The 23,697-nt window shown below is 53.4% G+C and carries 17 protein-coding genes and 1 pseudogene; 9 read left to right on the top strand and 9 right to left on the bottom strand.

The window, feature by feature from the left end; translation table 11 throughout:
- Positions 1–78 precede the first annotated feature (78 nt).
- Together ACR0MQ_RS08160 and ACR0MQ_RS08155 are read left to right on the top strand one after the other, a co-directional pair.
- Positions 79–342, top strand: a complete 264-nt coding sequence (locus tag ACR0MQ_RS08160; RefSeq protein WP_480607323.1) for a YjhX family toxin — start codon at positions 79–81, stop codon at positions 340–342.
- A gap of 7 nt (positions 343–349) precedes the next feature.
- Positions 350–847 carry a GNAT family N-acetyltransferase gene (locus tag ACR0MQ_RS08155; RefSeq protein ID WP_480607249.1) on the top strand — a complete coding sequence of 166 codons (498 nt, stop codon included), beginning with the start codon at positions 350–352 and terminating at the stop codon, positions 845–847.
- Between the two features lie 164 nt (positions 848–1,011).
- Here the strand turns inward: ACR0MQ_RS08155 and ACR0MQ_RS08150 are convergent, their stop codons facing one another.
- The 5 genes and pseudogenes from ACR0MQ_RS08150 to ACR0MQ_RS08130 form a co-directional block, all read right to left on the bottom strand.
- Positions 1,012–1,932, bottom strand: coding sequence for a hypothetical protein (locus ACR0MQ_RS08150; RefSeq protein ID WP_170773443.1), 921 nt, complete (start codon positions 1,930–1,932; stop codon positions 1,012–1,014).
- 137 nt (positions 1,933–2,069) lie between these two features.
- Entirely contained in the window at positions 2,070–3,380 is a 1,311-nt protein-coding gene (locus tag ACR0MQ_RS08145; RefSeq protein ID WP_170773441.1) for a gluzincin family metallopeptidase, read from the bottom strand.
- A 12-nt stretch (positions 3,381–3,392) separates the two neighbouring features.
- Positions 3,393–4,709 carry a TfuA-like protein gene (locus ACR0MQ_RS08140; protein ID WP_480607245.1) on the bottom strand — a complete coding sequence of 439 codons (1,317 nt, stop codon included), beginning with the start codon at positions 4,707–4,709 and terminating at the stop codon, positions 3,393–3,395.
- On the bottom strand, positions 4,706–5,899 hold the full coding sequence (locus tag ACR0MQ_RS08135; protein ID WP_170773437.1) for a YcaO-like family protein: 1,194 nt from the start codon (positions 5,897–5,899) through the stop codon (positions 4,706–4,708). The genes ACR0MQ_RS08140 and ACR0MQ_RS08135 overlap by 4 nt, the downstream gene beginning before the upstream one ends.
- A 264-nt stretch (positions 5,900–6,163) precedes the next feature.
- Positions 6,164–6,920, bottom strand: a pseudogene (locus ACR0MQ_RS08130) (IS5 family transposase).
- A gap of 201 nt (positions 6,921–7,121) precedes the next feature.
- On the opposite strand from ACR0MQ_RS08130, the gene ACR0MQ_RS08125 reads away from it, so the two are divergent.
- From ACR0MQ_RS08125 to ACR0MQ_RS08095, 7 genes are all read left to right on the top strand, one after another.
- The gene (locus ACR0MQ_RS08125) at positions 7,122–8,453 is read left to right on the top strand and encodes a nucleotide sugar dehydrogenase (protein ID WP_480607242.1); all 1,332 of its coding nucleotides are present in this window, start codon (positions 7,122–7,124) and stop codon (positions 8,451–8,453) included.
- Between the two features lie 413 nt (positions 8,454–8,866).
- Positions 8,867–10,417 (top strand): hypothetical protein, encoded by a 1,551-nt coding sequence (locus ACR0MQ_RS08120; protein ID WP_480607239.1) that lies wholly within the window; start codon positions 8,867–8,869, stop codon positions 10,415–10,417.
- A 77-nt stretch (positions 10,418–10,494) separates the two neighbouring features.
- On the top strand, positions 10,495–11,427 hold the full coding sequence (locus ACR0MQ_RS08115; RefSeq protein WP_480607236.1) for a glycosyltransferase family 2 protein: 933 nt from the start codon (positions 10,495–10,497) through the stop codon (positions 11,425–11,427).
- Positions 11,414–12,289, top strand: a complete 876-nt coding sequence (locus tag ACR0MQ_RS08110) for a class I SAM-dependent methyltransferase (RefSeq protein ID WP_480456022.1) — start codon at positions 11,414–11,416, stop codon at positions 12,287–12,289. The genes ACR0MQ_RS08115 and ACR0MQ_RS08110 overlap by 14 nt, the downstream gene beginning before the upstream one ends.
- A gap of 3 nt (positions 12,290–12,292) precedes the next feature.
- A complete protein-coding gene (asnB, locus tag ACR0MQ_RS08105) occupies positions 12,293–14,206 on the top strand; it encodes an asparagine synthase (glutamine-hydrolyzing) (RefSeq protein WP_480607233.1) in 1,914 nt (637 codons plus the stop codon).
- 127 nt (positions 14,207–14,333) lie between these two features.
- Positions 14,334–16,139: a hypothetical protein gene (locus tag ACR0MQ_RS08100; protein WP_480607230.1), complete on the top strand. Its 1,806-nt coding sequence runs from the start codon at positions 14,334–14,336 to the stop codon at positions 16,137–16,139.
- A 157-nt stretch (positions 16,140–16,296) separates the two neighbouring features.
- The gene (locus tag ACR0MQ_RS08095) at positions 16,297–17,157 is read left to right on the top strand and encodes a class I SAM-dependent methyltransferase (protein ID WP_480607227.1); all 861 of its coding nucleotides are present in this window, start codon (positions 16,297–16,299) and stop codon (positions 17,155–17,157) included.
- 6 nt (positions 17,158–17,163) lie between these two features.
- Here ACR0MQ_RS08095 and ACR0MQ_RS08090 read toward each other — a convergent pair whose 3' ends face one another.
- From ACR0MQ_RS08090 to ACR0MQ_RS08075, 4 genes are all read right to left on the bottom strand, one after another.
- A complete protein-coding gene (locus ACR0MQ_RS08090; protein ID WP_480607224.1) occupies positions 17,164–18,372 on the bottom strand; it encodes an oligosaccharide flippase family protein in 1,209 nt (402 codons plus the stop codon).
- 233 nt (positions 18,373–18,605) lie between these two features.
- Positions 18,606–19,619 carry an NAD-dependent epimerase/dehydratase family protein gene (locus ACR0MQ_RS08085; protein WP_480456017.1) on the bottom strand — a complete coding sequence of 338 codons (1,014 nt, stop codon included), beginning with the start codon at positions 19,617–19,619 and terminating at the stop codon, positions 18,606–18,608.
- Between the two features lie 75 nt (positions 19,620–19,694).
- Positions 19,695–21,566: an acyltransferase family protein gene (locus ACR0MQ_RS08080; RefSeq protein WP_480456016.1), complete on the bottom strand. Its 1,872-nt coding sequence runs from the start codon at positions 21,564–21,566 to the stop codon at positions 19,695–19,697.
- A 3-nt stretch (positions 21,567–21,569) separates the two neighbouring features.
- Positions 21,570–23,291 carry a glycosyltransferase gene (locus ACR0MQ_RS08075; RefSeq protein ID WP_480456014.1) on the bottom strand — a complete coding sequence of 574 codons (1,722 nt, stop codon included), beginning with the start codon at positions 23,289–23,291 and terminating at the stop codon, positions 21,570–21,572.
- Between the last annotated feature and the right edge of the window lie 406 nt (positions 23,292–23,697).

Below are 23,697 nucleotides of genomic sequence, written 5' to 3'. Positions count from 1 at the left end.
GCATGTTTGCGCCGCCGCTCTACATCCGATGCGGTGTCCGATGCAACGACGCACAATCAGAAGTTTTCGCTGTTAACCATGAATATATTAATAACTGAGCAACGCGTCCTGCACATGTTAGCTCAAGGTGGAACAATCCGCCACGAACGCAATCCCAATGGAAAAATAGTGCATGTTGTGTGCAATACAATTGACAGATCCCTGCTATCCGACTGCACACTCGACATCATTGGTATACTGCGCCGTAAGCGCTTGACCGTGTCGCGAAACTCCGGCTCTAACAGCATAACGGCTATCGGTCGCCGCTCTGTTGGGCGACAGCTAAACAACAGAACAGCATGATGATGTTATGATAATACGTAACGAAACAGGCGCTGACATTGCGATCATTCAGGCTGTCACCGAGGCAGCGTTTGCTACAGCAGAGCACAGTTCAGGCACGGAAGCTGCTATAGTCGATGGCCTGCGCAAAGCTTCCGCTCTCACCTTGTCCTTGGTCGCTGAGGAAGATGGGGAGCTGTTAGGCCACGCTGCATTTTCCCCGGTCCTGATTAATGGCAAAGACATGAATTGGTATGGCCTGGGTCCAGTATCCGTCCGTCCTGACCACCAGGGCAAAGGAATTGGTGGCGCTCTTATCCAAGATGGGCTGGGGAAGCTCCGCGCTCTGGATGCAAATGGATGCGTTGTTATGGGGCACCCGGATTATTATCCGCGTTTCGGGTTTGTACGAGATGACAGACTTCGATTTGAAGGCGTGCCGCCCGAGTATTTCATGCAGCAAGTCTTAAAAGGAAAGCAACCTGACGGCTCGGTAACTTACCATCCCGCGTTTTTCATTGAGTAATAAGTCTCGAAGCTTCGCCCCATGCAGAAATAGGGCGGTGCGACAAAGCCTGGATTGGGTTCAATGCTGACATAAAGTTGCTGCAGCCCACACACCTGCACGTATGTGGCCAGCAACACTTGTCATATCAGGCTTAACCCAACCGCGCTTTGCTTAATCAGGCCCTATTCCCCGCGGGCCTTTGCACCGCTGACTTTGGCACCTGAAACTTTAGCACCCGAAACTTTGGCCCCGCTGACCTTGGCGCCTGAAACCTTGGCCCCGCTCACCTTGGCTCCCGATACCTTGGCTCCGGCCATCATCGGCGCGTCGTATTCGAAATAGACGTCCAGCAGCACTTCTTCGACCTGACCGGCAGCAATATCCATGCGGATGGTGTAATCGGCCTGATCATAGTTCCAGACACGGATGTCGTTCGCCATCTGGTAATCCGCCGCCGCGACACCGGACCTGGACGGATCCAGCGGAGCACGCGCGGCCTGTTGTGTCGTATCTGCACCTCCAGCAGTTTCCATGCTGAACCCATAGGGCAGGTTGCCACTTGTGGCACTGTCGCCTTCGCCATGGACCAGAAAGATTGTCGGTTCTGGCATCTCGTAATATGTGCCGTCATATGCGAAGCCATAAATCCGCGCCAGCCGGGCATCGCCTCCGAACTGGTCCCCGATGAAGTTGTTGACGCCACGACCCCTTCTGCGGTCATCTTGTTCAACATATAACTGCCTGTTGTGGTGATCTGCGGCCTGCAGCCAGAATGTATGTTTGAATTGCCGCCCCCGACGAATGTAAACCAGAGAATCGTGTGAAACCTTCTTGCGTCTGGTCAGGTCCAGATTAAAGGTACCTCCTCCGGCAGATACAACTTTGTAGATACCCGAGTCTGTGTTTGGCGTCGTTCCGACCTGAAGCATTACCCGGTCGTTTTCTCTGACCGGTACACCGTCTATTCTGGTAAATCCTGTCGGAATGCTGGCGACATCTGGCGACTCAAGCGCCAACCGGACCGATTTCTGTTTCAGTTTTAGATCACTTAACTCTCGCCCAAACAATAATACCTCGGAAAAACTGAGTAACGACTCAGACATATCACTTTCTCCCTATCGGGGGCTGACGGAGCTTTCTGCCACGTCCGTCCCGGTTTGCGCATTGGTCTGCGCTTCGTTTGTCGAATTATCACCCCGTGCCCGTAACCTGACATAAAACCGAGGTAAAAACAAAGACTTTAAGGTTCTTTTGGCTCGGGCGCTAGTGTTCGAACCGATGCGGCGTGGCTCGACCCATCCGGCTTAGTCAGACGCGGGCCAGGGCGTGTCAATCCGATGTCGCGCATGCGGAAATTGCCTTCTATGATCTGGCGGAATGCCCCTCCTGTGATCTCTTGGTCAACAACAACCAACGCGCGCTCAACCCCGAAGTAGCTCAACATATCAGCATCCAGCATTTCCAAAGCATCGGCAAGATAGGTGCCCAGCAAATCCCGCGCTTCTATCAGCGCCACGCGGAATCCTTCCGGTTCAGCGGCGTAATGCTCGTCGAATAAATCCTGCATGATCGCGTTGTATTCGTCAGAGCCTTCCAGCTCATCCGAAAGCTCCTCCATCTCGGGGTCGATCACATCATGTGCAACCAGCCGCTCGTGGTAGATATCGACCAGAATGTCGAACATCGCCCCGGTCAGCGGTTCCGACAGCGCGTGTTCACTGGACCAGCCATGTGAGAACTCGGACAGAGTCCGGTCATTAGCGGCGATGCGGATTTGCGAGTTTTGGGACAGCTCTGCAAATCGGCTGAGCCGGTTATAGGTATACAGGTTCCCGCGCGTGTTCTTCAGCAGTTCATCTACGACTGAACCGAAATGCAGTGATGCAAGCAGTGCCACCATATCTGCTGCTGATTCATGAAATCCATAATACTCGCCAGTTGCGTCCTCTTCTGACGGCATGCCGATGACGCTGTAGATGATGGCATGGCCGATCTCATGCGCTACGACGTCAAAATTAAGGCTATAGGGGCGGTATTCCTCGCCATGTTCTCGAGTGCCGCCGGTCTCCAGAAATCCCCAGCCGATATGCGCGTTATCAAGGCTGGGCAGTAGGGAAAGTTCCAACCGTTCAAAATCACGCTCGAAATGCCAAGGGATAGGGCGGCCGAAATAGCCCTCCCACACATCCATCGTAAAATGTGCTGCGCCAAACAGATGGGCAGCTTCAAAGGCCGGATCGTCGGGATCGATATGGATAAAATTTCCGAACTCGTCGGGTTCAGGGGGCGGCAGGATATAGCCATCCCAGGCGGGCAGATACATCTCGGGCCCTTCTTCGCCTTCAATCATCGCGCCATAGGGGATCGTCTTGTCGACCGGGTACATCGCATACATTCGCGGCCCCGAGGGGCCGGGTCCGATCGTACCCTGCGGGGCAGAGATCTCGACCAGTTCAGGTTTCGAATTCGGCTCTAAGAAGGGCGATTGCGGATAAAGCAAGAACCGTGTGCCCGGAGTTTCGTTGTCCGAGTAGTCGGGCCAGATCGTCATTGTCCCCTCCCGTTATTGTCCCGGTTCACCTTCGGTGTGGCAAAACATGTATTCAGCTTCAATCAGATCAAGAAACGCGTCGCGCCCGTCAAGACCAAGCGCGATTGCATGGGATTCAAGATCATCTGGCACCGCCTGGTCAAGCCGCGTTTCAAAATACCAGAGCAGCGATTGCATTCTGTTTGCAGAACCATTCACCCGATCCAGCCCCGCCATCCGGCTGGCCTTGCGTCGCGCCCGATCACGCAGCGCGCCATAGCGATCATCGTGGCGCAGTTGGGCTAGCAGGGCAATGTCGAGCTCATCCGCGCGCGCTGCGATGGCCGTATCTTTGTAGGAACAGTCCGCCAGCAATGCCTCGTATTGAGCAAGCGTCAGATCGTTGTCCTGCAACCATTCCATCAGATCGGAGTGGCGAGGCAGGCGGGCCGCGCGACGGTGCTGAGCCATCTGTCTTCGCAAGGTATCCCGATCGGGCAGGTGATTTATCCGATATGCTTCGTCGCGCGCCAACAGGTGCAACGCGGCGCGGTCGCGTAGTTGGACATAAAGGGCAGGGTCCAGCCGCAGTTCGTCCACCAGTGCCCGCGCATCCGGGTCATGCGGAGCGGTCTCGGAATCCACACGAGTCCGCAGTTCACGCCAGACCAGAGTTCGTTCGACGCGTGTCGATTCCGGCGCGTCGGAACCTGCTTCCAGGTACCGCGCCATCTGCGCCAGCATCTCGCGTGCATCGGCGCCTTTGGCATCCACCTGGCCGCCGGGCAACCAGTTCCGAAACGTCGCCGAGTCTGTGTTGGTCTTTGCAGCCGAAATCACCTTGCCCCAAACCCGGTCGCGATAGTGCAGCGCCTTGGCTGCACCCAGCAATATCTGTGCCTCATCCTCCGACACCACTTCGGCCTTCACCGCTGCGGACAGCGTGGCCCGGATCGAGACCATAGGCTCACTCAACGGTATGAAGCCAAGCTCGGCGGGGCCGTGCAGCACCGCGACCTCATCGTCATCTGCAATGGCGCCGCTCAGGTAATCCTCGAACACCCGTCCGACGCCGATCATCCCGAAATCAGCCAGTTCCGCCGCCCGCAACGCACCCATGCTGGCGCTGCCGAATACCGGAATGCCCTGTTCCAGCGCCCACAGGATTTCCTTGTGCCAGACCGAAGGCACCCCGTCGAAATACCCGTCGATAATGCCAATTGCTTGCGGCCTGTCGCGCACCGCACGATACACATCGCCTTGCTGAACCGGGGGCAGGATGGTGGCGTCCAGTTGTTTCTGCACGGCCTCGGGTCGCAGCGTGGGCCCAACAAAAACAACGACGGTCATGCCGATATCGCCCGAGCCCGCGGACCGGCGATGAAGTCAGGATCGTCATGCGGGGCTTCCAGCCCCGGAATGACCGCGCGGATGACCGCGATGTCGATCCCGGGTCGGGACAGATCAACCGTTACCACTTGGCCGATCCCGGCCTCAGACAACCGGGCCAAAAGTAGATCGAGGTCTTCTGTGAAAGATCCGGTTACGTGCGAGGGGCAATCCGTAAAACGCTCTGTCGGCTTTGCGCCTTCGATCAGCTCGCGAACATACCGTCCGCGCCACAGGCGCGCCTCGTCGATAAACTCCTCAGGGTCCAGATCGTCTCGCGCGCCTGAAATATAGGTGAGCCGTGTCTGCGCCGCCTCGGTCAGCGCGCGTAGCAGCGCGATGGCGCGGTCGGGGTGACAGCCATCTCCGATCCCGATATGGCCGTTTGCCTCTCCGGTCTCGCAGATTACACAGCGAAAACTGGCGATGCCGATATCCGAGGTCGTGTCCCAGATCCCCAGTTCCAGCCCTGCCTCTGTGATCAGGCCCATTGCCTGACGGCAGCGCGGATCATCGACTGTATCAGGATCGATGCGGGGTGTTGGACCCCGATGATGCCACAGCGTCGTCGCATCGCGCTCGATCAGTTCGCAGATCGCGTGGCAGCTAGCCTCAGCGGCATCGTTGCCCGATGCCAGACCATTTGTCGTACGCGGAAACGCGCGCTGTCCGTTGGCTATAGAGGTCGTGTAATCCGTATCCACCATCTCATAGGGCACCCAGCAAGCAGCATCCGCGTTCAGGTCCTGCCCCTGCACCCACAGCATCGCACCGTGAGGGTCAAACTGCCCACCGGTCACGCGAGGCAGGCGGTCCACATTGACCACGTTTTCCTGCGCAAGATCGGTGTGGGTGCACAGCCGCAGCGGCAGCTCGATCCGTTCTGCATGCCACGACTCGATCGCCTCCATCACCCCCGAGGCCTGCGCCGCACTCAACGACAATCCCTTGCCCAGCGACACCGCAACCGAGCGCGAATTGGGCCGCGTCACCATCACGGTCGGCAATCCGATCCGATCCAGTCCGGTCAGATTCGCGATCCGTGTGATGCCCATCTCTTTGAGAAACGGTTTGACGATGGCAAGGGTCTCTTCTGGATCGCGCAGCCGGTGGGTATCCAGCACATAGGTCTTCTGCGATTCTCCGAGCATTCAAATGACCTTGGTAAATATCTGATTAACCAACCAAACCCGCCGGGCGGATCAAGTCGGGGTCAGGATGCGGGATGATTGCGAATGGGTCAACACCACTGCCTGAGCGAACCGGCGATGCATGGCCCACATCGCGCGACTAGATGGAGCGCCTCAATAGCTCTACCGGTAAAGCAGATTCTTCATAATCGAAGGTCGGGAATTCGAGACCCCTCAGGCGCCATATTTGCCAGTTAGATACTTCTAGGCTCCAGACTCATTGATTTACAACCAGAATAGCACGGTAGCTTCTAGAGCGATGGCAGGGAGGGAGACCTTTGGGCATCGGTCTTAGCGCGTAGCAACCCGGCGCCAGTCTTTCAAACGTCCAAACGTAATCTCGATTCAGTTGCGACGTTTGTAGCGACGCTTGTCGTACCGGACAGGTTTATCGCGTGATTTGCGACTCGGGATACAGGGTCTTATTCTCCTTTCATTAAGGGCTTCGCGGAACCTGTCGGCGTCATAGCTGCGGTCACCCAGCAGCCAGTCAGCCGAAGGCAGACTGTTCACCAGAGCCCTGGTGACCGTGAAATCGCTAACCTGCCCAGCGGATATGAAGAAGCGGATAGGGCGTCCGAGGCTGTCAGTAACGGCCTGCAGTTTTGTATTCATGCCACCCTTGGTGCGCCTTATCGGCCTGCCGCGCCCCCATTTTTGGCCGCAGGTTGGAAGCCGTGCGGTGTGCTTTGAGGTAAGCCGCGTCAATCATGATGGTCTTATGATCGCTTCCCTCCGCAGAAAGCCCAGTCATGATGCGAGCGAACACGCCCAAATCGCTCCATCGTTTCCTGCGATTGTACAGTGTCTTTGGCGGCCCATATTCGCGCGGCGCATCGGACCAACGTAACCCATCGCGATTGATGAAGATAATTCCACTCAGAACGCGTCGATCATCAACCCTCGGCTTACCATGGCTCTTTGGAAAGTAAGGCTGAAGCCGCGCCATCTGCTCGTCACTCAACCAGAATAGATTGCTCATGTTATACCCTTGAAACTCACGGGTATGAATCGCGCAGGTGGGATGACCACCACCAATTTAATGAGTCCAGAACCTAGACAAGCTCAGTAACAGTTTTTTGTTTGCCATCCTTGTGCAAATATATAAAAGCCGACCTAAAGAGCCCGCCGGGAAAATTCTCTAGGTCTGAAATAACTTTTAAAAAATGGTCTGTATGATTCAATGAACGCTACTTCTTCACAAAAAATGTGTTTGGATAATCTACTCGAGAAATTATCGGACAAAACTGCCGTAATCGGTATTGTCGGACTAGGATATGTCGGCCAACCTCTGATGCTTCGGTACTCAGAAATCGGATACAAAGTTCTGGGCTTTGATCTTGATGAAGAGCGTGTTCGCCAGTTGAATAGCGGACATAGCTCCATTGAACACATCGAAGATGCACGTATTGGACAAGCGTGCGAGAATGGCTTTGAAGCGACAACCGATTTCTTACGGATTGCAGAAGCCGACGGAATAATGCTCTGCGTACCGACTCCGCTGAACAAGTATCGCGAGCCCGACATGAGCTTTGTCACGAGTACTTGCGATCAGATCGCTCCGTACTTACGTGAAGGGCAGGTCGTAGCATTGGAAAGCACCACCTATCCAGGCACAACTAAGGATGAAGTTCTGCCACGTCTGGAACGCAATGGCTTAAAGGCCGGTGAGACAATTTTTGCTGTCTACTCTCCAGAACGCGAAGACCCGGCCAACGCAGATTTTACTACTCATACTATTCCGAAGGTCGTTGGAGGTCACACCGAAGCTTGTCTTGAAGCAGGTCTTGCTCTGTATAATCACGCGATTGACAGTCTTGTTCCAGTAAGTTCGACTGAGACCGCCGAAATGACGAAACTTCTAGAGAATATCCACCGCGCGGTGAACATTGGTCTTGTAAACGAGATGAAGATCGTAGCCGATCGAATGGGAATTGATATCTTTGAGGTGATCAAAGCAGCGGCAACAAAACCGTTTGGGTTTACACCCTACTATCCTGGCCCTGGCCTCGGTGGGCACTGTATCCCGATTGACCCTTTTTATCTAACCTGGAAGGCCCGTGAATACGGTGTAAATACGCGTTTCATCGAATTGGCCGGTGAAATCAACACCGCAATGCCGGACTATGTATTTGGCAAGCTCGCCTCGGCTTTGAACGAGCGTTCCAAATCGGTTCGCGGAAGTAAAATCATGGTTCTGGGGATAGCCTACAAGAAAAATGTAGATGATATGCGTGAAAGCCCATCCGTTGCGCTGATGGAGAAAGTTCGGGATCGGGGTGGTGTCCTAAGTTATTCCGATCCACATGTTCCGGTTTTCCCGAATATGAGGGAACACCAGTTCGACTTGTCGTCTGAAGCGCTGACGCCCGAAGTGCTGGCCGCGCAAGATGCGATCATTCTTGCGACCAATCATGATAAGTTTGACTATGAAATGATCACCAAGCACGCCCAGCTCATCATCGACACAAGAGGTGTATATGATACTGGTGCGAAAAATGTCGTAAGAGCCTAGCAGGGTGACTTTACGCGCGCATGTAATTGCGTCTGACGTGGACAGATGCGGAAGAGGGATAGAGGCTCAAAGATCGACTATGTGCTATGTAATATCCGCGAGCTGACAAATATCACCAGACAGTTGTGACCGCGAAGCCGTCTTTGGTTGCAGGTTTCGTATATCGATAGATTGAAAGTTAAAAAATGGAACCCATGCGTCAAAACGGGTCTGACAATCTTGATGAACTTCAGCACCGCTCTGCAGTTGGGCGATACGGTTCGGAGTGGTCAGCATGGGCAATTTTTGTCGGCGTCGCGTTTCTCCTTCAAATGTTTCTCGCCTTGAACACACGTGCGCCATTCGTGATCGAAAACGGTGACAACGGTTCCATTCTCTATATCATCGCGCATTGGATTCAGCCCGAAGCGTTCATGGATGATGTGTTGTTGGGCGTCGATGGCACAACCAGTTTTTATCAGGCAGCTTTGATGTGGCCCAACTATCTGCTTGGGCTAGCAGGGGTTCAGCTCGGCTTTTTTTATGTGATCATATGTTTCCCAATAGCGATGGCGCAGATGGGCGGCTTTTACCTTCTTGGAAAACAGCTCTTTTTAAATCGGAATGTTGCGATCGCTCTTGCACTGATCAGCATTCCCACGGTTTTTACGATTTCCGGTGATTTATGGGGTCACTACTATTCACCGCTTCTGCGCAGCGCATACGGTGCAGCGTTGCCCTGGCTTTTGTTGATATTGATATCCCCGTCCCGACCCAGACCCTATGCACTGATGGCCGCCGCTGCCGCTGCGAGCTACCTGCATCTTCCTTCTGGCCCACCTGTTGCTCTGGCTCTTCTGTTTGTCAGTTTGTTGCGGCGAGGTGAGGGCCAAGGCTGGGGTTATGCTTTAGTTCATCATGTGCTTGCCGGGGTGCTATATCTCGCGCTGATGAGCCCGTATGCTTTGTTGTTTTCTCAAACCTTCGCTGCAGGGGACAAGGAAGCCTTGCAGCAGTTTGCAAATTCTCCTTATGCGAATGTCGGCATGGCGATTGATCATCTATCAACATTGCGAGGCGTCAGACGCATGTCTATCTTGATTTCTCGCGTACCGGGCATGGAGTGGGCGGATCGAGTTGTCGTACCTTTCTTCGGCGTGTTATTCGTTGTTGGCGGGTTATCCGTTTTGGTCATCACCTTTGCAAGCATTCTGCCTTCGCATCTACGGTCACGTCTGTCTTTTCCGCAGTCGTGGTATTGGGTTGCTGGTTTCTTTACCACCACGATTTTTTTGGCATTGGGTATTTCTGCGATTGATCAAGCTATCGCGGCGGCGCAGGCGCGTGGCCCTCTGCAGCTTGATTTCATTCGAGCCACGCGTTTTGGAGTTCCCGCAGCATATATTGGCATGTTTATGCTGATCACATATCTGGCGCAGCGGTTTAAGCCCAAGGCCTCGTGCCTTGCTCCGACTTGTACGATAGCTCTCGCCGCCTGGGTCTGGTTGTTTGCCTACCCGTCTACCAGCCACGGTCTGTATCGCATGACCAAAGGTCAGAGCATAGAAGATACCAATCTGACGCAGTTTGGACAGTTCTCTCAGAAGATGGCTGAAATTGACGGCGTTGGTCCGATCACCCCGGTTTTGCGCTATGATTATCTTTCTAGCGCATTGCGTTACGTCGCGTTCCTACCGCTGACTTTTAATCGCAAGGACAATAACTTTATATCGTACAGCGGTCGCCTTGATTCGCGCGAGCATCGCGCATTGATGGACCAAATTGATGCCATCCGCAAAGCGCGACGTGATCCCGACGCTCAGGTTCCAATTATTACTGGATTTGTGGATGTGCTTGGTTCACCAGATGTGGTGATTGATCGTCGCGTCGTGCAAGAACTGGCAGAAGCACGGCTTGTCTCCGAGTATGGTTTTGACTTGCAGTTGGAACTTGGTCCATTTGCATACTACCGACGCGCACAATAGCAGCAACGACCGCGCTTGTAAGAAAGCATGTCCCCTGTTAACAGCAATATCGATTAGGCCATAGAAAGCGCTGAACCGTGGAAGAATTCTCACCGGAAAATATCACAATCATATTGCCTGCCTATAACGAGGAACAGGCCGTCGGTGCGGTGATCCGCGAATTGCGGGATGAGCTTCCAGAAGTGACGTTGCTGTTGGTTGACGATGGAAGCGTTGACAATACGGCCCAAGTTGCCCGTACGGCAGGGGCTCATGTTATTTCGCACCCTCGCAATCGTGGTTATGGGGGAACATGGAAAACAGGTTTGAAAGAGGCCACGACTCCGTTTGTCATGTTTTATGATGCTGACGGTCAGTTCACGGCCCAGCAGGCCCGTGCATTGATCAAGCAATGGCAGCGAACCAAGCCCGCGCTTATTTCTGGTGCACGCAGCAAATCTTCTCATGTGGACCCGGTTCGCAAACCCGGTAAGATGATACTGTCGGGGTTCTCGAGGCTTCTGGTGGGTCAGCAAATCCCCGATCTTAATTGCGGCTTGCGGATCTACCGACGCACTCAGTTGTTGTCATTCGCAGAGTTGTTGCCAAATGGATTTTCAGCCTCCGCAACATCGCTGATCCTTTATCTCAAACAAAAATTCGACGTGAGCTTCATGCCCATTGAAACTCGCAAAAGGGTTGGCAAGTCATCGGTTTCTGTAATCAAGGATGGCTTTAATGTGCTTCTCCTGATCACCCGTCTTGTGGCCTTATATGATCCAATTCGCTTGTTCTTGTTGCCCTCGTTTACGCTGGCCGCTCTGGGTATTGTTTACTCGGTGATCGTGATTGTCGCACAGGGGCTGGGTCTGCCTGTCCTTGGCGCTGTAATGCTTCTGACATCTCTGATCCTCTTTTTTATGGGGATCGTTTGCGATCAGGTTTCAGCCATCCGTATCGCACAAGCCCGTACCGACGCGGCCTTGGCGCGTATAGAAGCAGGCACCATGCAAAAAGATGAAGCTGCATGAACGGTGCCGCCTGTGCGGCGGTACGACAGAACTGCGATCGGGTTATCGCTTTGAACAGTTTGACCTGTTCAAATGTGGCGCATGCGGGTTTCAGCAAATTGACCCAGAGCCTTCTGTTGCAGAACTTCAAGAGCTCTATGGGACCCTCTATTTTCAGAAAGCCAAATATACCGATCCAAAAGCCATAGAGCTTGAGTATGAGCGTCGCCACAATTTAATGGATCGCGCCGGGTTCAAGCCCGGGGATAGTCTGCTGGAAATCGGCTGTGGAGCAGGGCAGTTTATCGCAACCTGTGCAGATACTTTCAAATGGTACGGTATGGACTTTTCAGAGGCCGGGATTGAGGAGGCACGGACCAGGCTTCCGAATTTACCTGCCGACAGGCTGAGTTCGGAATCAGTCGAAGATTTTAACCCCAGCCTCCCGGACGGTGGCTTTGACGGCGTGTTGATCTTTGACACCATTGAGCATGTGTACGATCCGCAACCAGTTCTGAAGCGCGCGGCAAGCTGGCTCAAGCCGGGAGGTCGCATGATCGTGACCACCCCAGATATTGGCGCGAATATGGCTAAGCTTACAGGCCGTCGGTGGCCATTTATGACACCACCGGAACACCTTTCATTTTTTACTCGTCCCGCGATGGCGCAGGCGCTTCAAAGCGCCGGGCTATACACATCATATTCCAAGTCTATGGGGAAATACGCCAACGTCGCGTTTATTGTCTACAAGGCGGGGAGGGTTGGCCTGTTGCCGAAGTCATTCGGAAAGCTCGCGGTGAAGATGGGTCTGGGCAAGCTTACCATTTATGTCCCGACCGGCGATGTAATGTATATGATTGCCGAAAAACAGCGGGACGCCTGAGGAATGTGCGGCATCGCGGGTATCTTGGCGCTAACACAGACCATTGAACCAACAAAAGCTGAAGCTTGTCTCGCGACGATGTTGGATCGGCTTCATCATCGTGGTCCTGACGAACGTGGACAGTATAACGGTGATCGCGTCTGGATGGGTAACACCCGTCTTGCGGTCGTCGGTGAGGAGAACGGTCGCCAGCCGATCTGGAACGAAAACCGCACAGTCGTCGTCGTAATGAATGGAGAAATCTATAATGCTCCAGACCTCGTACGCAGCCTGACGGCAATGGGGCACAGGTTTGCCACCGACACTGATACCGAAGTTCTGGTTCACGGATACGAGGAATTTGGGCTTGAAGTTCTGGATCATCTCAACGGTATGTTTGCCTTTGCAATCTACGATTTGCGCAAGGGCAAGGTGATCATTGCCCGCGATCGCTTTGGCATGAAGCCCCTTTATCTTCTTAAGAGCCTGTCGGTGCCTGGTGATCTGCTATTTGCCAGCGAGCTCAATGCGCTCAAATCGGTCGAGGGCTTCTCGAACAAATATAGCCCCGAAGGGCTCGCCACCTTTCTCGGCAGTATGTATGTTTCCGAGCCCTTTACAGTTTTCGAGGATATACGGGCGCTGGAACCGGGATGTGCTTTGGTTTGCACTGCGAAAGGTCAGGAAAAACACCGCTATTGGGATATGACTTTCAATCCCGACAATAGCCGTCGCAATGAAGCCGATGCGATTGCGGCAGTTGCCGATGTGCTTCCGCGGGCGGTAGGTAGACACCTGATGGCGGATCGACCTGTCGGGACACTGTTGTCTGGAGGTCTTGATAGCCGGGCAGTCTCTGCGGCCGCCTGGGCGCAAGGGGGGACCGGCCAAGCTTATACGGTCGGATATGACGAGGCCGCTTTTGACGAAAGCCCATTGGCTGCTGCCTGGACCAAGGCGCTGGATCGTGAGCATCATGTTTTACGTCTCGGCGAAGCACAATTCGCCAGCATTGTCCCAAATCGCTATGCTGGACATGGTCAGCCTTATGGAGTCTGGGTCAATTCGGCGTCCGAAGCTCTTGCCGGAGAAATTCGCGCGCAGGGCTATAAGGCGGTGCTGACCGGAGAAGGCGGTGACGAGTTGTTCTGCGGCTACCCGACACTTCATGCTGCGAATATTGCACGCTACTACCGATACCTTCCCGCGCCCGTCAGATCTCTGATCGCCAATGCCACCGATCTGCTGCCAGCTGGATCTAGCCGACTGCCGCTTAGTTTTATGGCGCAGAGTTTTGCAAAATCCGTGACAGGTGATCTGTTACGCAGCTTCTACGGTTTCAAAGAAGTCATTCGCTATCGTGATTGGAAAGAGGCATTGACGCCGGAAGCCTATGCGATAGTTGGTGAAATTGATCCAGCGATTGCGTTCACCCAATACCGCGAGCGGATCGAGGACTGGCCCCTGATAGACCAGCTTTCATACATTGATATCAAGAGCTTTCTGGCATCTTGCAGTCTGGTTCCGAACGACAACGCCTATATGTCTCAAAGCGTCGAGACGCGGATTCCGCTTTTGGATGTTGAAATGGCGGAGCTGGTTAAAACTCTGCCATTAGGGGTCCGGTTTCACGCGACAGATCCCAAGCGGCTTTTGAAGAAAGCCCTGAACCACTATTTGCAGCAGAGTGCACCCGATGCCGTAGCCGCGCTTGGTCCGTATAAGAAGATGGGGTTCGAGGTTCCGACTACTGTTTGGATAAATGGTCCCCAATTTGGACCCGTGATCGATCATTATCTCAGCCGTGAGGCCGTCGAGCGCGTTGGCTTTTTCAATTCTGATTACATCGAGCGCATTTTGAGTGCGCAGCGAACTGGGCGTGCAAATAACGAACGCATCTTGCAAACAGCAATGGCGTTGCAGCATTTTTTGGGATAGCGAAGTCAGGGTCCGAATGCCGAACAACGAACTGAAGGGTTGAACGCCTATGTGCGGGATTTTCTGTCTTTCGCTTAATGCCAATCACAATCTCGACGCGGTAATCCTGACCCGATTGACGCGCGAAATGCTCCTGATTGCCGAACGGCGGGGCCGGGAAGCGGCGGGAGTCTGCACCTATCAAAACGGGCGGACTTTTTACATCAAGCGCCCGAGTTCTGCGTCTGCAATCGTTCGAGGTCCGGAATTCGCCGAGTTTTCCCATAAAGCCTTTGTGAATCCCGACAACGGCGGTGTTGCAATTATTGGTCACGCAAGGCTGGTTACAAATGGTCTCAGAGCCTTTCATGACAATAACCAACCCTTTGATGACAAAGGATTTGTGGGGGTGCATAACGGGGTGATTGTCAATCACAGCGAATTCTTTGCCCCTGACCTTCCCGTGCCCGAGCTGGACAGCTTGGCAATCCCAACCCGGTTGCGCCACCATCTTGATGCTGGCAACTCCGCCGAGGACGCCAATGTGGCTACGCTGAACGATCTTCAGGGGGTCGTTTCATACCTGATGGTTGACACAGTGTTCGGTCAAATACATGCGGCATCTAACAATGGCTCGCTCTATGAGGCGCAGTTGATGCGTGATGGTGCTCCGGTCGGCCGGCTTCTTATGTCCGAGCGGGAAATGCTTCGGTTGATGGAAGCGCATCTTGCGAGCGTTGGTATCCAGAAAGGTGATGTCCGCCGCTATGATCCGGGCACTGTAGACAGCTGGTGCGTGACCGACGACCAAAAGGCGATCAAACCAGCAGCGCCTACGAAACCAGTAGATCTAAGCGCGCTTACGGACCCAAGAAACGCCGAGCTACGTCGCTGCGCAAACTGTCTGCTGCCCCACACGATGCCCTTTATCGAGTTTGATGATGCTGGTGTATGCAACTGGTGCCGCAACAGCCTTCTGACGCCGCTGAAAGAGCGCGACGAACTGGATGCGCAGCTCGAAAAATTACGCAACATCACAGATCGCCCAAATTGCCTTATGGCGGTCAGTGGCGGACGAGACAGCTGCTATGGTCTTCACGTTGCAAAGACAGAACTCGGGCTGAACCCGATTGCCTTCACTTACGATTGGGGCATGGTGACAGACTTGGCCCGACGCAACACTTCGCGCGTCTGCGCCAAACTGGGCATCGAGCATATCATCGTTTCGGCGGACATTCCTCGTAAGCAAGAGAACATCCGCAAGAATATCGAAGCATGGCTCAAACGGCCGGAACTTGGGATGGTTCCGATATTCACAGCGGGTGATAAACAGTTTTATCAGCACGCGAACCGCTTGCAGAAAGAACTGGACGTGCCCGCGATTATCTTTTGCGAGAACGGGCGCTACGAGAAGACTTGGTTCAAAGCGGGGTTTGCCGGCATCAATGAGGGAAATCGGCGGCTTTGGAACCTGTCGATGACCGAAAAGTTCCGTTACATGTCGTATTATGCAGGTCAGTTTCTGCGGAACCCCGCCTATCTGAACCGCTCGCTACTGGACAGCATAGAAGCTTTCATCTCGAGCTATTTCCTCAAGCATGACTACATTCAGCTTTTTGACTATATCCCGTGGGAAGAAGAAACGGTCGAACGCGTTTTGATCGACGAATATGGTTTTGAAGTCCCGGAGGGTTGTCCGACTACGTGGAGAATTGGCGACGGAACTGCGCCGTTCTACAACTTTATCTACCGCACGGTTGCCGGGTTTACCGAGTTTGATACCTTCCGCTCAAATCAAATCCGCGACGGCAAGATCACACGAGAATTCGGTGCCGAACGTATTCAAATTGAAAATGAACCCAGGATGGACGATCTTCGTGAATACTTGGCGACGGTTGGAGTGAATTTCGACAAAGCCATGACGAGGATTCTGTCAATCCCTAGACGGTACTAACGGGCATCATTCCACACTCAACGGGTGGTGCGCCAGGCGATTGTGACTTTCCACGGTGGAAACCGGTGAGATGTGGTTGAGCATGCGAGAGCGAAGGTGTATCGGGTTCGGCGACTGCTGTTCGATTTAAGAACTTGGCTATTGAGGGTGGAGCACTATGATGGACGTCACGGAATTTCTGGTCGATCCGCTGGATCAATCCCCGCTGTCATTTTCGCGCGGTCCAGACAAAAAACTGACCGAGATATCCTCAGATGCGCGCAGCTATCGAATAACCAATGGGCACCCCGATCTTACGCCGGATCCGCTTCCGACACTTTTGGCCGAGCGTCAGGAGTTGTGGGATCGGTTGCAAGCGAATGGACAGTTTTCCTATGATGCGGATCCGGTGCTCAATCTTTCAACCGAAGATGGTTTTGCAGCCGAGTTCCAGAAAGCGACAAAGATTGAAGGTCGTGTACTTGATATCGGGTGTGGTCCTCAGGCGCATTCTCCGCGGTATCTGGATGGGTATGGCATCGGCCCGGTGATCGGAATTGATCCGCTTGCCGGAGCGGCCAAACGGGAATTTCCGTTTGTGGTTGGCATCTCAGAAACGCTGCCGTTTGCTGATGAGAGCTTTGACGCTGTCGTGTTCTGCCGGTCGCTTGACCATGTCCTTGATACGGCTACCGCGCTGCAGGAGGCGATACGGGTCTTGCGACCGGGCGGGCGGCTCTGTGTTGTGATGGACTTGATGCCGGAAGAGCGCCAAAGCATGTTGGCGCGGGTTGCGCATCTTGCCTCGCGTGGCGCAGGCCAATTCTTCAAAAGCGCGCGTTCCCACGGTGTCGTACATGCGTTCAAATATATCTGGTCGGTTGCGACTCTGAAGGTTCCCGAGGGAGCCGAGGATATGTTCCACATGCACTTCCCTTCGACAGAAGAAGTGCGGGAAATCCTTACACAGACAGGATGCACGCAGGTCCATTTTCACGACCTATCCGATGACGAAACGATCTGCATCGCAGTGAAGTAAAGCCGCTCAGGACGTTAGCCGAGGCTTCCATCGCGCCAGCAAATACAGCTGTGCGAGTTCTGCTATGCCCGTAGCAGTTGCTGCCCCAAGGGGGCCAAAATGCGGTATCAGCGTTGCATTCAGGGCAAGGTTTAGCATGGCCAAAACCGCTAGGAACGCGGTTTGCAAACCGGGAAAACCTGCTTGGGTGAAGGACTGGTTAAGAATGACTGCGGGGGCGGCGATTGTTGTTGCAACGCCCATAACCAGAAACACCTCGGTAGAGGAGCGGATATCTTCTGCGCCAATTAGCGCCGGGACCACATAGATCAATAGTCCAGCCCCGCACAGCAATGCCAACCCGCTGACTGACCTTCCGATCGATGCAAGAGATGCGTATAAAGCGTCAAATGCGGCGATATCACCGTTGGACAAATAGCTGGCGACCCTTGGGTTGATAACGCTTTGAATCGCCGCAAGTAGCATACGCAGACCGTCTGCGAACATAGCGCCAAGTGCGTAGATGCCCACCATTCTGTCAGAGGCCAATAATCCAAGCATCAGCACATCAACCTTGCTGTTGACGTCTGCCAACAATCCAATCAACGCGCCACGCCAACCGCGCCCGTTTTCTTGGATCATGACGGTGCGCACCGTAGCAAGATTCAGATGCGTGCCACGGGTGTAGTGCCATAGCATCGTCAACATGGCTGCAAATATCAGTGCCTCGGATGCCACAAACAGCCATCCAAACCACCCGGCTGGGGCTTGCAGGATTAGCAAAACCAGAAATGCGAACAGCATGGTTGGCATACGAATACCCTGCAGGACCGCATAGGTTTTCAAATGTTCCATCCCATTGAGCGAGTGAACGCCAACCTTGTTCAGGCCAAACAACATTACCCCTAACCCGACCGCAGGCATGGTTTCTGCCAGCTCTGGGCTGTCGAGAACCAAACCGATGACCGGTGCGCCGTGCCACAGCAGCAATGCCATCAGCATGCCAACCGCGAGAACGGGCAAAAAAGCTGCTATCAAATAGGTGCGTGCGCCGGGGTCGGATGCGCCATGGCGGGAAAAGTAGTATAGTGCCGCAAAGGCAAAGCCACCCGCCGATACCTGACCCAGAATAAGGAAAAACAACAGGGCCTGGCTGAATACGCCGAGCCCCTCAAAGCCATAGTACCTACCGATCAACAGGTTTAGCGCAACACCTGAAACCGCCAGAGCAGCCATAGAGCCGATGTTGGCGGACAAAGTTGCCGGGTCACTGACTTGGCCCAATGCCTGACGAATGTTTTGAATTGCCCCGTTTATCACGATAGGATTAATAGGCGTCTTAGATTGAATGTGCCAGTGTATGTCAGGCGGAATAAGCGGGGCATTGTCATTTTCACAGCGTCCTGTCTCAGTGCAGGCACCTGCGCCCTGACGATTGGGCAATGTCTACGAAAGGTGCGCTTTGTCCTCTATTTGTCATAATAGTCGCGAAACCAGTCGACAAATTTCTGAATTCCATCTTTGAAATCGGTCTGAGGGCGATATCCGGTCAGACGCTGCAGCAGGTCCGCGTTTGCCCAGGTTGCCGGGACATCACCCATTTGGATGTCCATGTAGTTTCTGATAGCTTTCTTACCCAGACAATCTTCGATTGCGTCGACAAAATCCAGCAACCGCACTTTGTCCGAGTTACCTATATTGACGACGCGGTAAGGTGCAACCGGGCTTAGGCTGTCACCTTCTTCGATGTCTTCCGGATTCTCCGGACGCACCGGCACGGCTTTGATTAAAAGTGAGATCGCGCGTACCAGATCGTCAACATATGTGAAATCGCGGTACATATCGCCGTGGTTGTAGATATCGATCGGCCGGTCATCCAGTATCGCATCGACAAATTTATAAAGCGCAAGGTCAGGCCGACCCCATGTGCCGTAAACCGTAAAGAACCGGAACATGGTTGTGGGCAGATCCCAGAGATGGGCATAGGAATGGCCCATGCTCTCATTTGCTTTTTTGGTCGCCGCATAGATCGTCAACTGCGTATCTGCCTTTTCGCATTCATCGAACGGCATTTCTGTGTTGGCACCATAAACCGAGGACGTTGACGCCATGAGCAAATGCTGAACTTTGTGGCGACGTGCGGCTTCCATGACATTGAATGTTCCAACGACATTGCTGTCGATATATGCCCGGGGATTTTCAAGGCTATAACGGACACCGGCCTGTGCGGCGAGGTGAACGATGACATCGGGCTCGAAACGGTCGGCGACGACATCGAATTTCTCCGCGTCTTCCAGCATTCCTTCATCACAGGAAAAATTGGGGTTCTGCAACAGTGCGGCATGGCGGCGTTGTTTCAAACGGACGTCATAGTAATCTGTCATCCCGTCAAAGCCATGCACTCTGTCTCCATTCGCGAGCAGCAGTTTGGCAAGATGAAAACCAATAAACCCGGCTGTGCCGGTAATCAGAACTTTTTGCACCCGTCTGTTTCCTTGTTTTGTTGCTTAGTTAAGAACACCTTAGGGCTCTGGATGCGAGTTGAGAGCCTTCTCAAATCATTGTTCCAGCCATTCGGTCAAGCGATGACCCAGCATAATTGCGCCCGCGCGGGTCAGGTGGCCTCCGTCATATGAAATCAAAAGCCCGTCCTCGTTCGTATTGCGACACGTTTTACCATTGCCGCACATCAAGTTTGAAATGTCCACGAATTGTCCCTGTGATAGAGTTTCGTTCATGGATTGATTAGTAGCCAAATGGCCTTGGCTCATTTCAACCAATATGTCCTCGTTGCCCGTTTCGAATTCCGTCATGTAACGCTTTAGAGACATACCGGAACCGAAGTTCTTGCGTCCCATAACCCGAATTCTTGCCAGTGTCACGTCGCCAAGGTTTTCAAGACTTTCAGGCAGATTCTCGACGTGCCAATCTTTCCAGCTGGATACCAGCCAGATTTCATCCGCATGCTCTATCCGGGCCTGCAGCGTTTCGTCCTCGTAGCCTGGCCTTTTTGCACACAACTCACGATCTTTAGGAGCGACAAGATCCGTGAAATCACGTTTCAGGAACAGGTTACCGCAGCGCCCAGATATGTAGAAGGTCGAAAGTTGGAACTTGTCTGCCAATGGAGATTCCAGCACGGCGTTAAGCATGTCCTGCGCGTAGCTGTCACCGATAATCAGCAGCTTGTTCCGTTGATCAGTCCCATCAAACTCTGCTTTTTGGAATTCTGAGAACTGCCCGCGTACATAGTTTGCTGGATCATCATATTGCTCAAAAACCGCTTGATGATTTTCGGTATAACGGCCCGGTACGCCCTGCGTCCAGGTGATAGCGAGGCCAGCCACGATCAGCGCGGCCCCGGCTGCCCCTGCCGGCAGCATTATTGCCATACCAGGAAATACTGGACCTTTTCTAAATGGCGTTTCAACAAACTTGTAGCTGAGGAAGGCAAGCAAGAGCGTGAAGCCACACAACACTGCCATGAACCAAAGCGGCGGCTCGTGCCAACTCAGATATCGGGCATAGGCCAAGACGGGTTGATGCCAAAGATATGCAGAATAGCTGATCAATCCGACACCTATGCAAACCGGATTGGCCAAAATAGGGAAAGACCACGTGCCTCGACGCTCGAACAAGATGATCAGAACGGTTCCCAGCACGGGTGCTAATGCATAAGGGCTAGGGAATGGCGTGTGTTTGTCATAGACTAGGATAGCATACAGGATCAGCGCAATACCCAGAACCGATAGAACTCCGGACAGGGCCGAACCCGGTCTCCACGGATTTGGGCGTCCCAAATAAAGTGCGGTAAGCGCGCCAGCCATCAATTCCCAAGCGCGCGTAGGAAGCAGATAGAATGCCGCTTCGGGTTCGCTTAACGCGCCGAGATCCCAGGTGGCAAATGCAAAACTGACTGCAAAAATCAGACTTAGCACGACAAAAACAATCTTGAGGCCAAATCGCCAGAGCAGCGCGAGCGCAATCGGGAAGAAAATATAGAATTGCTCTTCCACAGCCAATGACCAGGTATGCAAAAGTGGTTTTAGTTCGGTCGCGGTGTCAAAATATCCGCTTTCCATCCAGAAAAAAAAGTTAGACCAGAACGTTGTGACCGCAACAACGCTGAGTGAAAAGCTTTTGAAATCTGCCGGAAGCAATATGAACCAACCCGCAACAAAGCTTACCGCCACGACGCAGAAAAGGGCAGGAATGATGCGCCTTACGCGGCGCTCATAGAACTTAATGATTGAATAGCGTCCCTGTTCAAGATCGCCAACGAGTATTGTTGTGATGAGATACCCGGAGATTACAAAGAACACATCTACGCCGACATAACCTCCTGTGAAATAAGGGAATCCTGCATGAAAAAGGATAACCGGGATCACTGCAAGCGCGCGGAGGCCGTCAATTTCTGGCCTGTATTTCATATCTTAGCACCACCCGTAAGCTGTTTTAACAGCATTCAGCTGCGCGGCGCGCGAGAATTTGTTCATGATCAAACCCGGACTACGCGCATGCACAGATGCGCGCCAATCTTCATTTTGCAACCCGTCAATAACGGCCTGAGCCAATGCATCAGCGCTTCGCATTGTCAGCCTTGCGGTGTCATGGTCGGCAATTGCTTCGTTTATGCCACCAACATCCGGGGCGACAACGGGCAATCCTGCGAGTTGAGCCTCGATTACTGCGTTTGGCAGGCTTTCTGTACACGTGGTCATCAGAAACAAGTCCATTTGCCGCAGATAGTCGAACAAGCCCTCGGACACTAGGCCGGGCAGTACGAACTGATCTGTCAGCCCGGCAGATGCAATGGCTTTTTCAATGTCTTTCCGCAGGGGTCCATCACCGACCATTAGAAAGCGGGTGCCCGGGATCGCGGTGTTCACTCTTTTGGCGACCGAGACCCATAGCAGCGGATCCTTCACCGGAGAAAACCGAAAGACACCGCCAACAGTCAATTGTTGGCCGGAATCTGGTTTTGGCGGGCTCAGTTCCTTAAAGCCAAGTTCTTTGGGCTCAATGGCGTTGTAAATGGTTGTAAAGCGCGTATCGGGCAAACCTGTTGCTTGGGCCCAATCATCAGCAGCGGCCCTGCTGTTTGCCGCCAGAACAACCTGCGGGAACTGCGCGCATAGTTTGATGGTGTATTCGGAAAGCCTCTCGCGCAGGCTTTCGATCTCGGACCCCGACGATTGCTGTCCGCGTGTCATCGATCCGAAATGCACTACAACACGCGGCGTACCTGAGATAACCGCTGCCAGCGCAAGTTCGGCGTGTAGGCCGCCTCTTATGTGCACAACCTCCGGACGCAACTCGTAAAGGGTGCCCAAAACCGCGCGAAGCCACCGCATTCCTATCGCTTCAGATAGTGACGCAACACTCTGTAGAGTAGGCTCGTCTTTCCACGGGTCGGGCAGCGAGACCGGCATGTCATCAAGTTGATGATTTGACAGTTTGCTATACCCGCTTGGAAGCTTGTAGACGTTCCTGGGTTGCTCTTTTGTGAGCATATGCAAAGACGAAACCGAGGGGTCCTGAGCAAGGTTTGCGATTAGATGTGTAACCTGCCTCTCGGCTCCGCCAATTCCCAGCGAATGATTGTACAACAGAACTCGACCGGCGTGCGCCTTGTAGGTTTGCGTCGGTTGCTCTTTTTGGCATTTGACCCAATGCCTAAGTACCGAAAAGGCGATGTCTTCCTCTTCCTCAGCGGATATGCCTTCAGCGGACAACGAATTAAGCGCAGTATTGATTCTCTTACTGAGCCGGCTGCTTTGCCTCACGTGTTTAAGATCTGAATTCAGCTCACGCGCCTCGACATAGCGGCGCAGGTCAATCAGCGATAACAGGGCGCTACGCTCGGCGGTTGCGTTGGTTTGCCAGTTCTGACGTTCCCCCAGAACGTCCATCGCCGATTTCGGCCGCCATGATTTCCACAGACGGAAAGCCAAATCCGCCCGTGAAATCTGTTGGCGATCATAGAGGGTGTAGAGCCAGTCGACATATCGCCTGACTACAGCGCCCTTACCCAACGCATGAAGAATTTTGGTTCGCTGGAAATGATCCTGAGGGCGCGCGAAGCTCGATTGGCAGATTTGGCGACAAAGCACTAATGCCTCCGAGTATCTGCGTTCGCGATTCAGTTCCGTCATTTGTGCGCGCTTACTCCGAATCTCTCGCTTGAGCTTTCGGCGAAACACCTTCCGAATAAAACCCGGTGGGCGCAATCGATTTGAGGATGAGTTTTCGCTTACAGCGTATAAGCTTAAAGCACGTTTCCTCATGTTTTGCCCTACTTTTTTGCCCGCAGATGTTATAACTATTGATGGGCTGTTCAAATGACAGAGATTCCAAGCACAGGTGCTTATAGTTCGATATCCAAGAGATTCAACCGTAGGAAGTTTCGGGTAGGCAACCTGCTGCGCAACAGCAACCTTTGTTGAGTTTCCCGACCTGCCGTATTAGTTTCGTCAGGCTTACGTCCCGCAATTCTGGCGGTCGCGGCGCCGCGCGGAGATAGAGTTCCATTTTTGTACCTATGTGTTCTTAACCCTGGGA

It is taken from the genome of Ruegeria sp. AN6 (assembly GCF_056540425.1).
Note: the sequence above shows the minus strand (reverse complement) of the source record. Positions and strands in the feature narration are given on the sequence as shown.

Bases quoted from the DNA above. Each gene is read 5' to 3' on its own strand.
- ACR0MQ_RS08160 (WP_480607323.1), top strand. From the start codon at position 79: ATGAATATATTAATAACTGAGCAACGCGTCCTGCACATGTTAGCTCAA.
- ACR0MQ_RS08155 (WP_480607249.1), top strand. From the start codon at position 350: ATGATAATACGTAACGAAACAGGCGCTGACATTGCGATCATTCAGGCT.
- ACR0MQ_RS08150 (WP_170773443.1), bottom strand. From the start codon at position 1,932: ATGTCTGAGTCGTTACTCAGTTTTTCCGAGGTATTATTGTTTGGGCGA.
- ACR0MQ_RS08145 (WP_170773441.1), bottom strand. From the start codon at position 3,380: ATGACGATCTGGCCCGACTACTCGGACAACGAAACTCCGGGCACACGG.
- ACR0MQ_RS08140 (WP_480607245.1), bottom strand. From the start codon at position 4,709: ATGACCGTCGTTGTTTTTGTTGGGCCCACGCTGCGACCCGAGGCCGTG.
- ACR0MQ_RS08135 (WP_170773437.1), bottom strand. From the start codon at position 5,899: ATGCTCGGAGAATCGCAGAAGACCTATGTGCTGGATACCCACCGGCTG.
- ACR0MQ_RS08125 (WP_480607242.1), top strand. From the start codon at position 7,122: ATGAACGCTACTTCTTCACAAAAAATGTGTTTGGATAATCTACTCGAG.
- ACR0MQ_RS08120 (WP_480607239.1), top strand. From the start codon at position 8,867: ATGGATGATGTGTTGTTGGGCGTCGATGGCACAACCAGTTTTTATCAG.
- ACR0MQ_RS08110 (WP_480456022.1), top strand. From the start codon at position 11,414: ATGAAGCTGCATGAACGGTGCCGCCTGTGCGGCGGTACGACAGAACTG.
- asnB (WP_480607233.1), top strand. From the start codon at position 12,293: ATGTGCGGCATCGCGGGTATCTTGGCGCTAACACAGACCATTGAACCA.
- ACR0MQ_RS08100 (WP_480607230.1), top strand. From the start codon at position 14,334: ATGCTCCTGATTGCCGAACGGCGGGGCCGGGAAGCGGCGGGAGTCTGC.
- ACR0MQ_RS08095 (WP_480607227.1), top strand. From the start codon at position 16,297: ATGATGGACGTCACGGAATTTCTGGTCGATCCGCTGGATCAATCCCCG.
- ACR0MQ_RS08090 (WP_480607224.1), bottom strand. From the start codon at position 18,372: ATGGCTGCTCTGGCGGTTTCAGGTGTTGCGCTAAACCTGTTGATCGGT.
- ACR0MQ_RS08080 (WP_480456016.1), bottom strand. From the start codon at position 21,566: ATGAAATACAGGCCAGAAATTGACGGCCTCCGCGCGCTTGCAGTGATC.
- ACR0MQ_RS08075 (WP_480456014.1), bottom strand. From the start codon at position 23,291: ATGACGGAACTGAATCGCGAACGCAGATACTCGGAGGCATTAGTGCTT.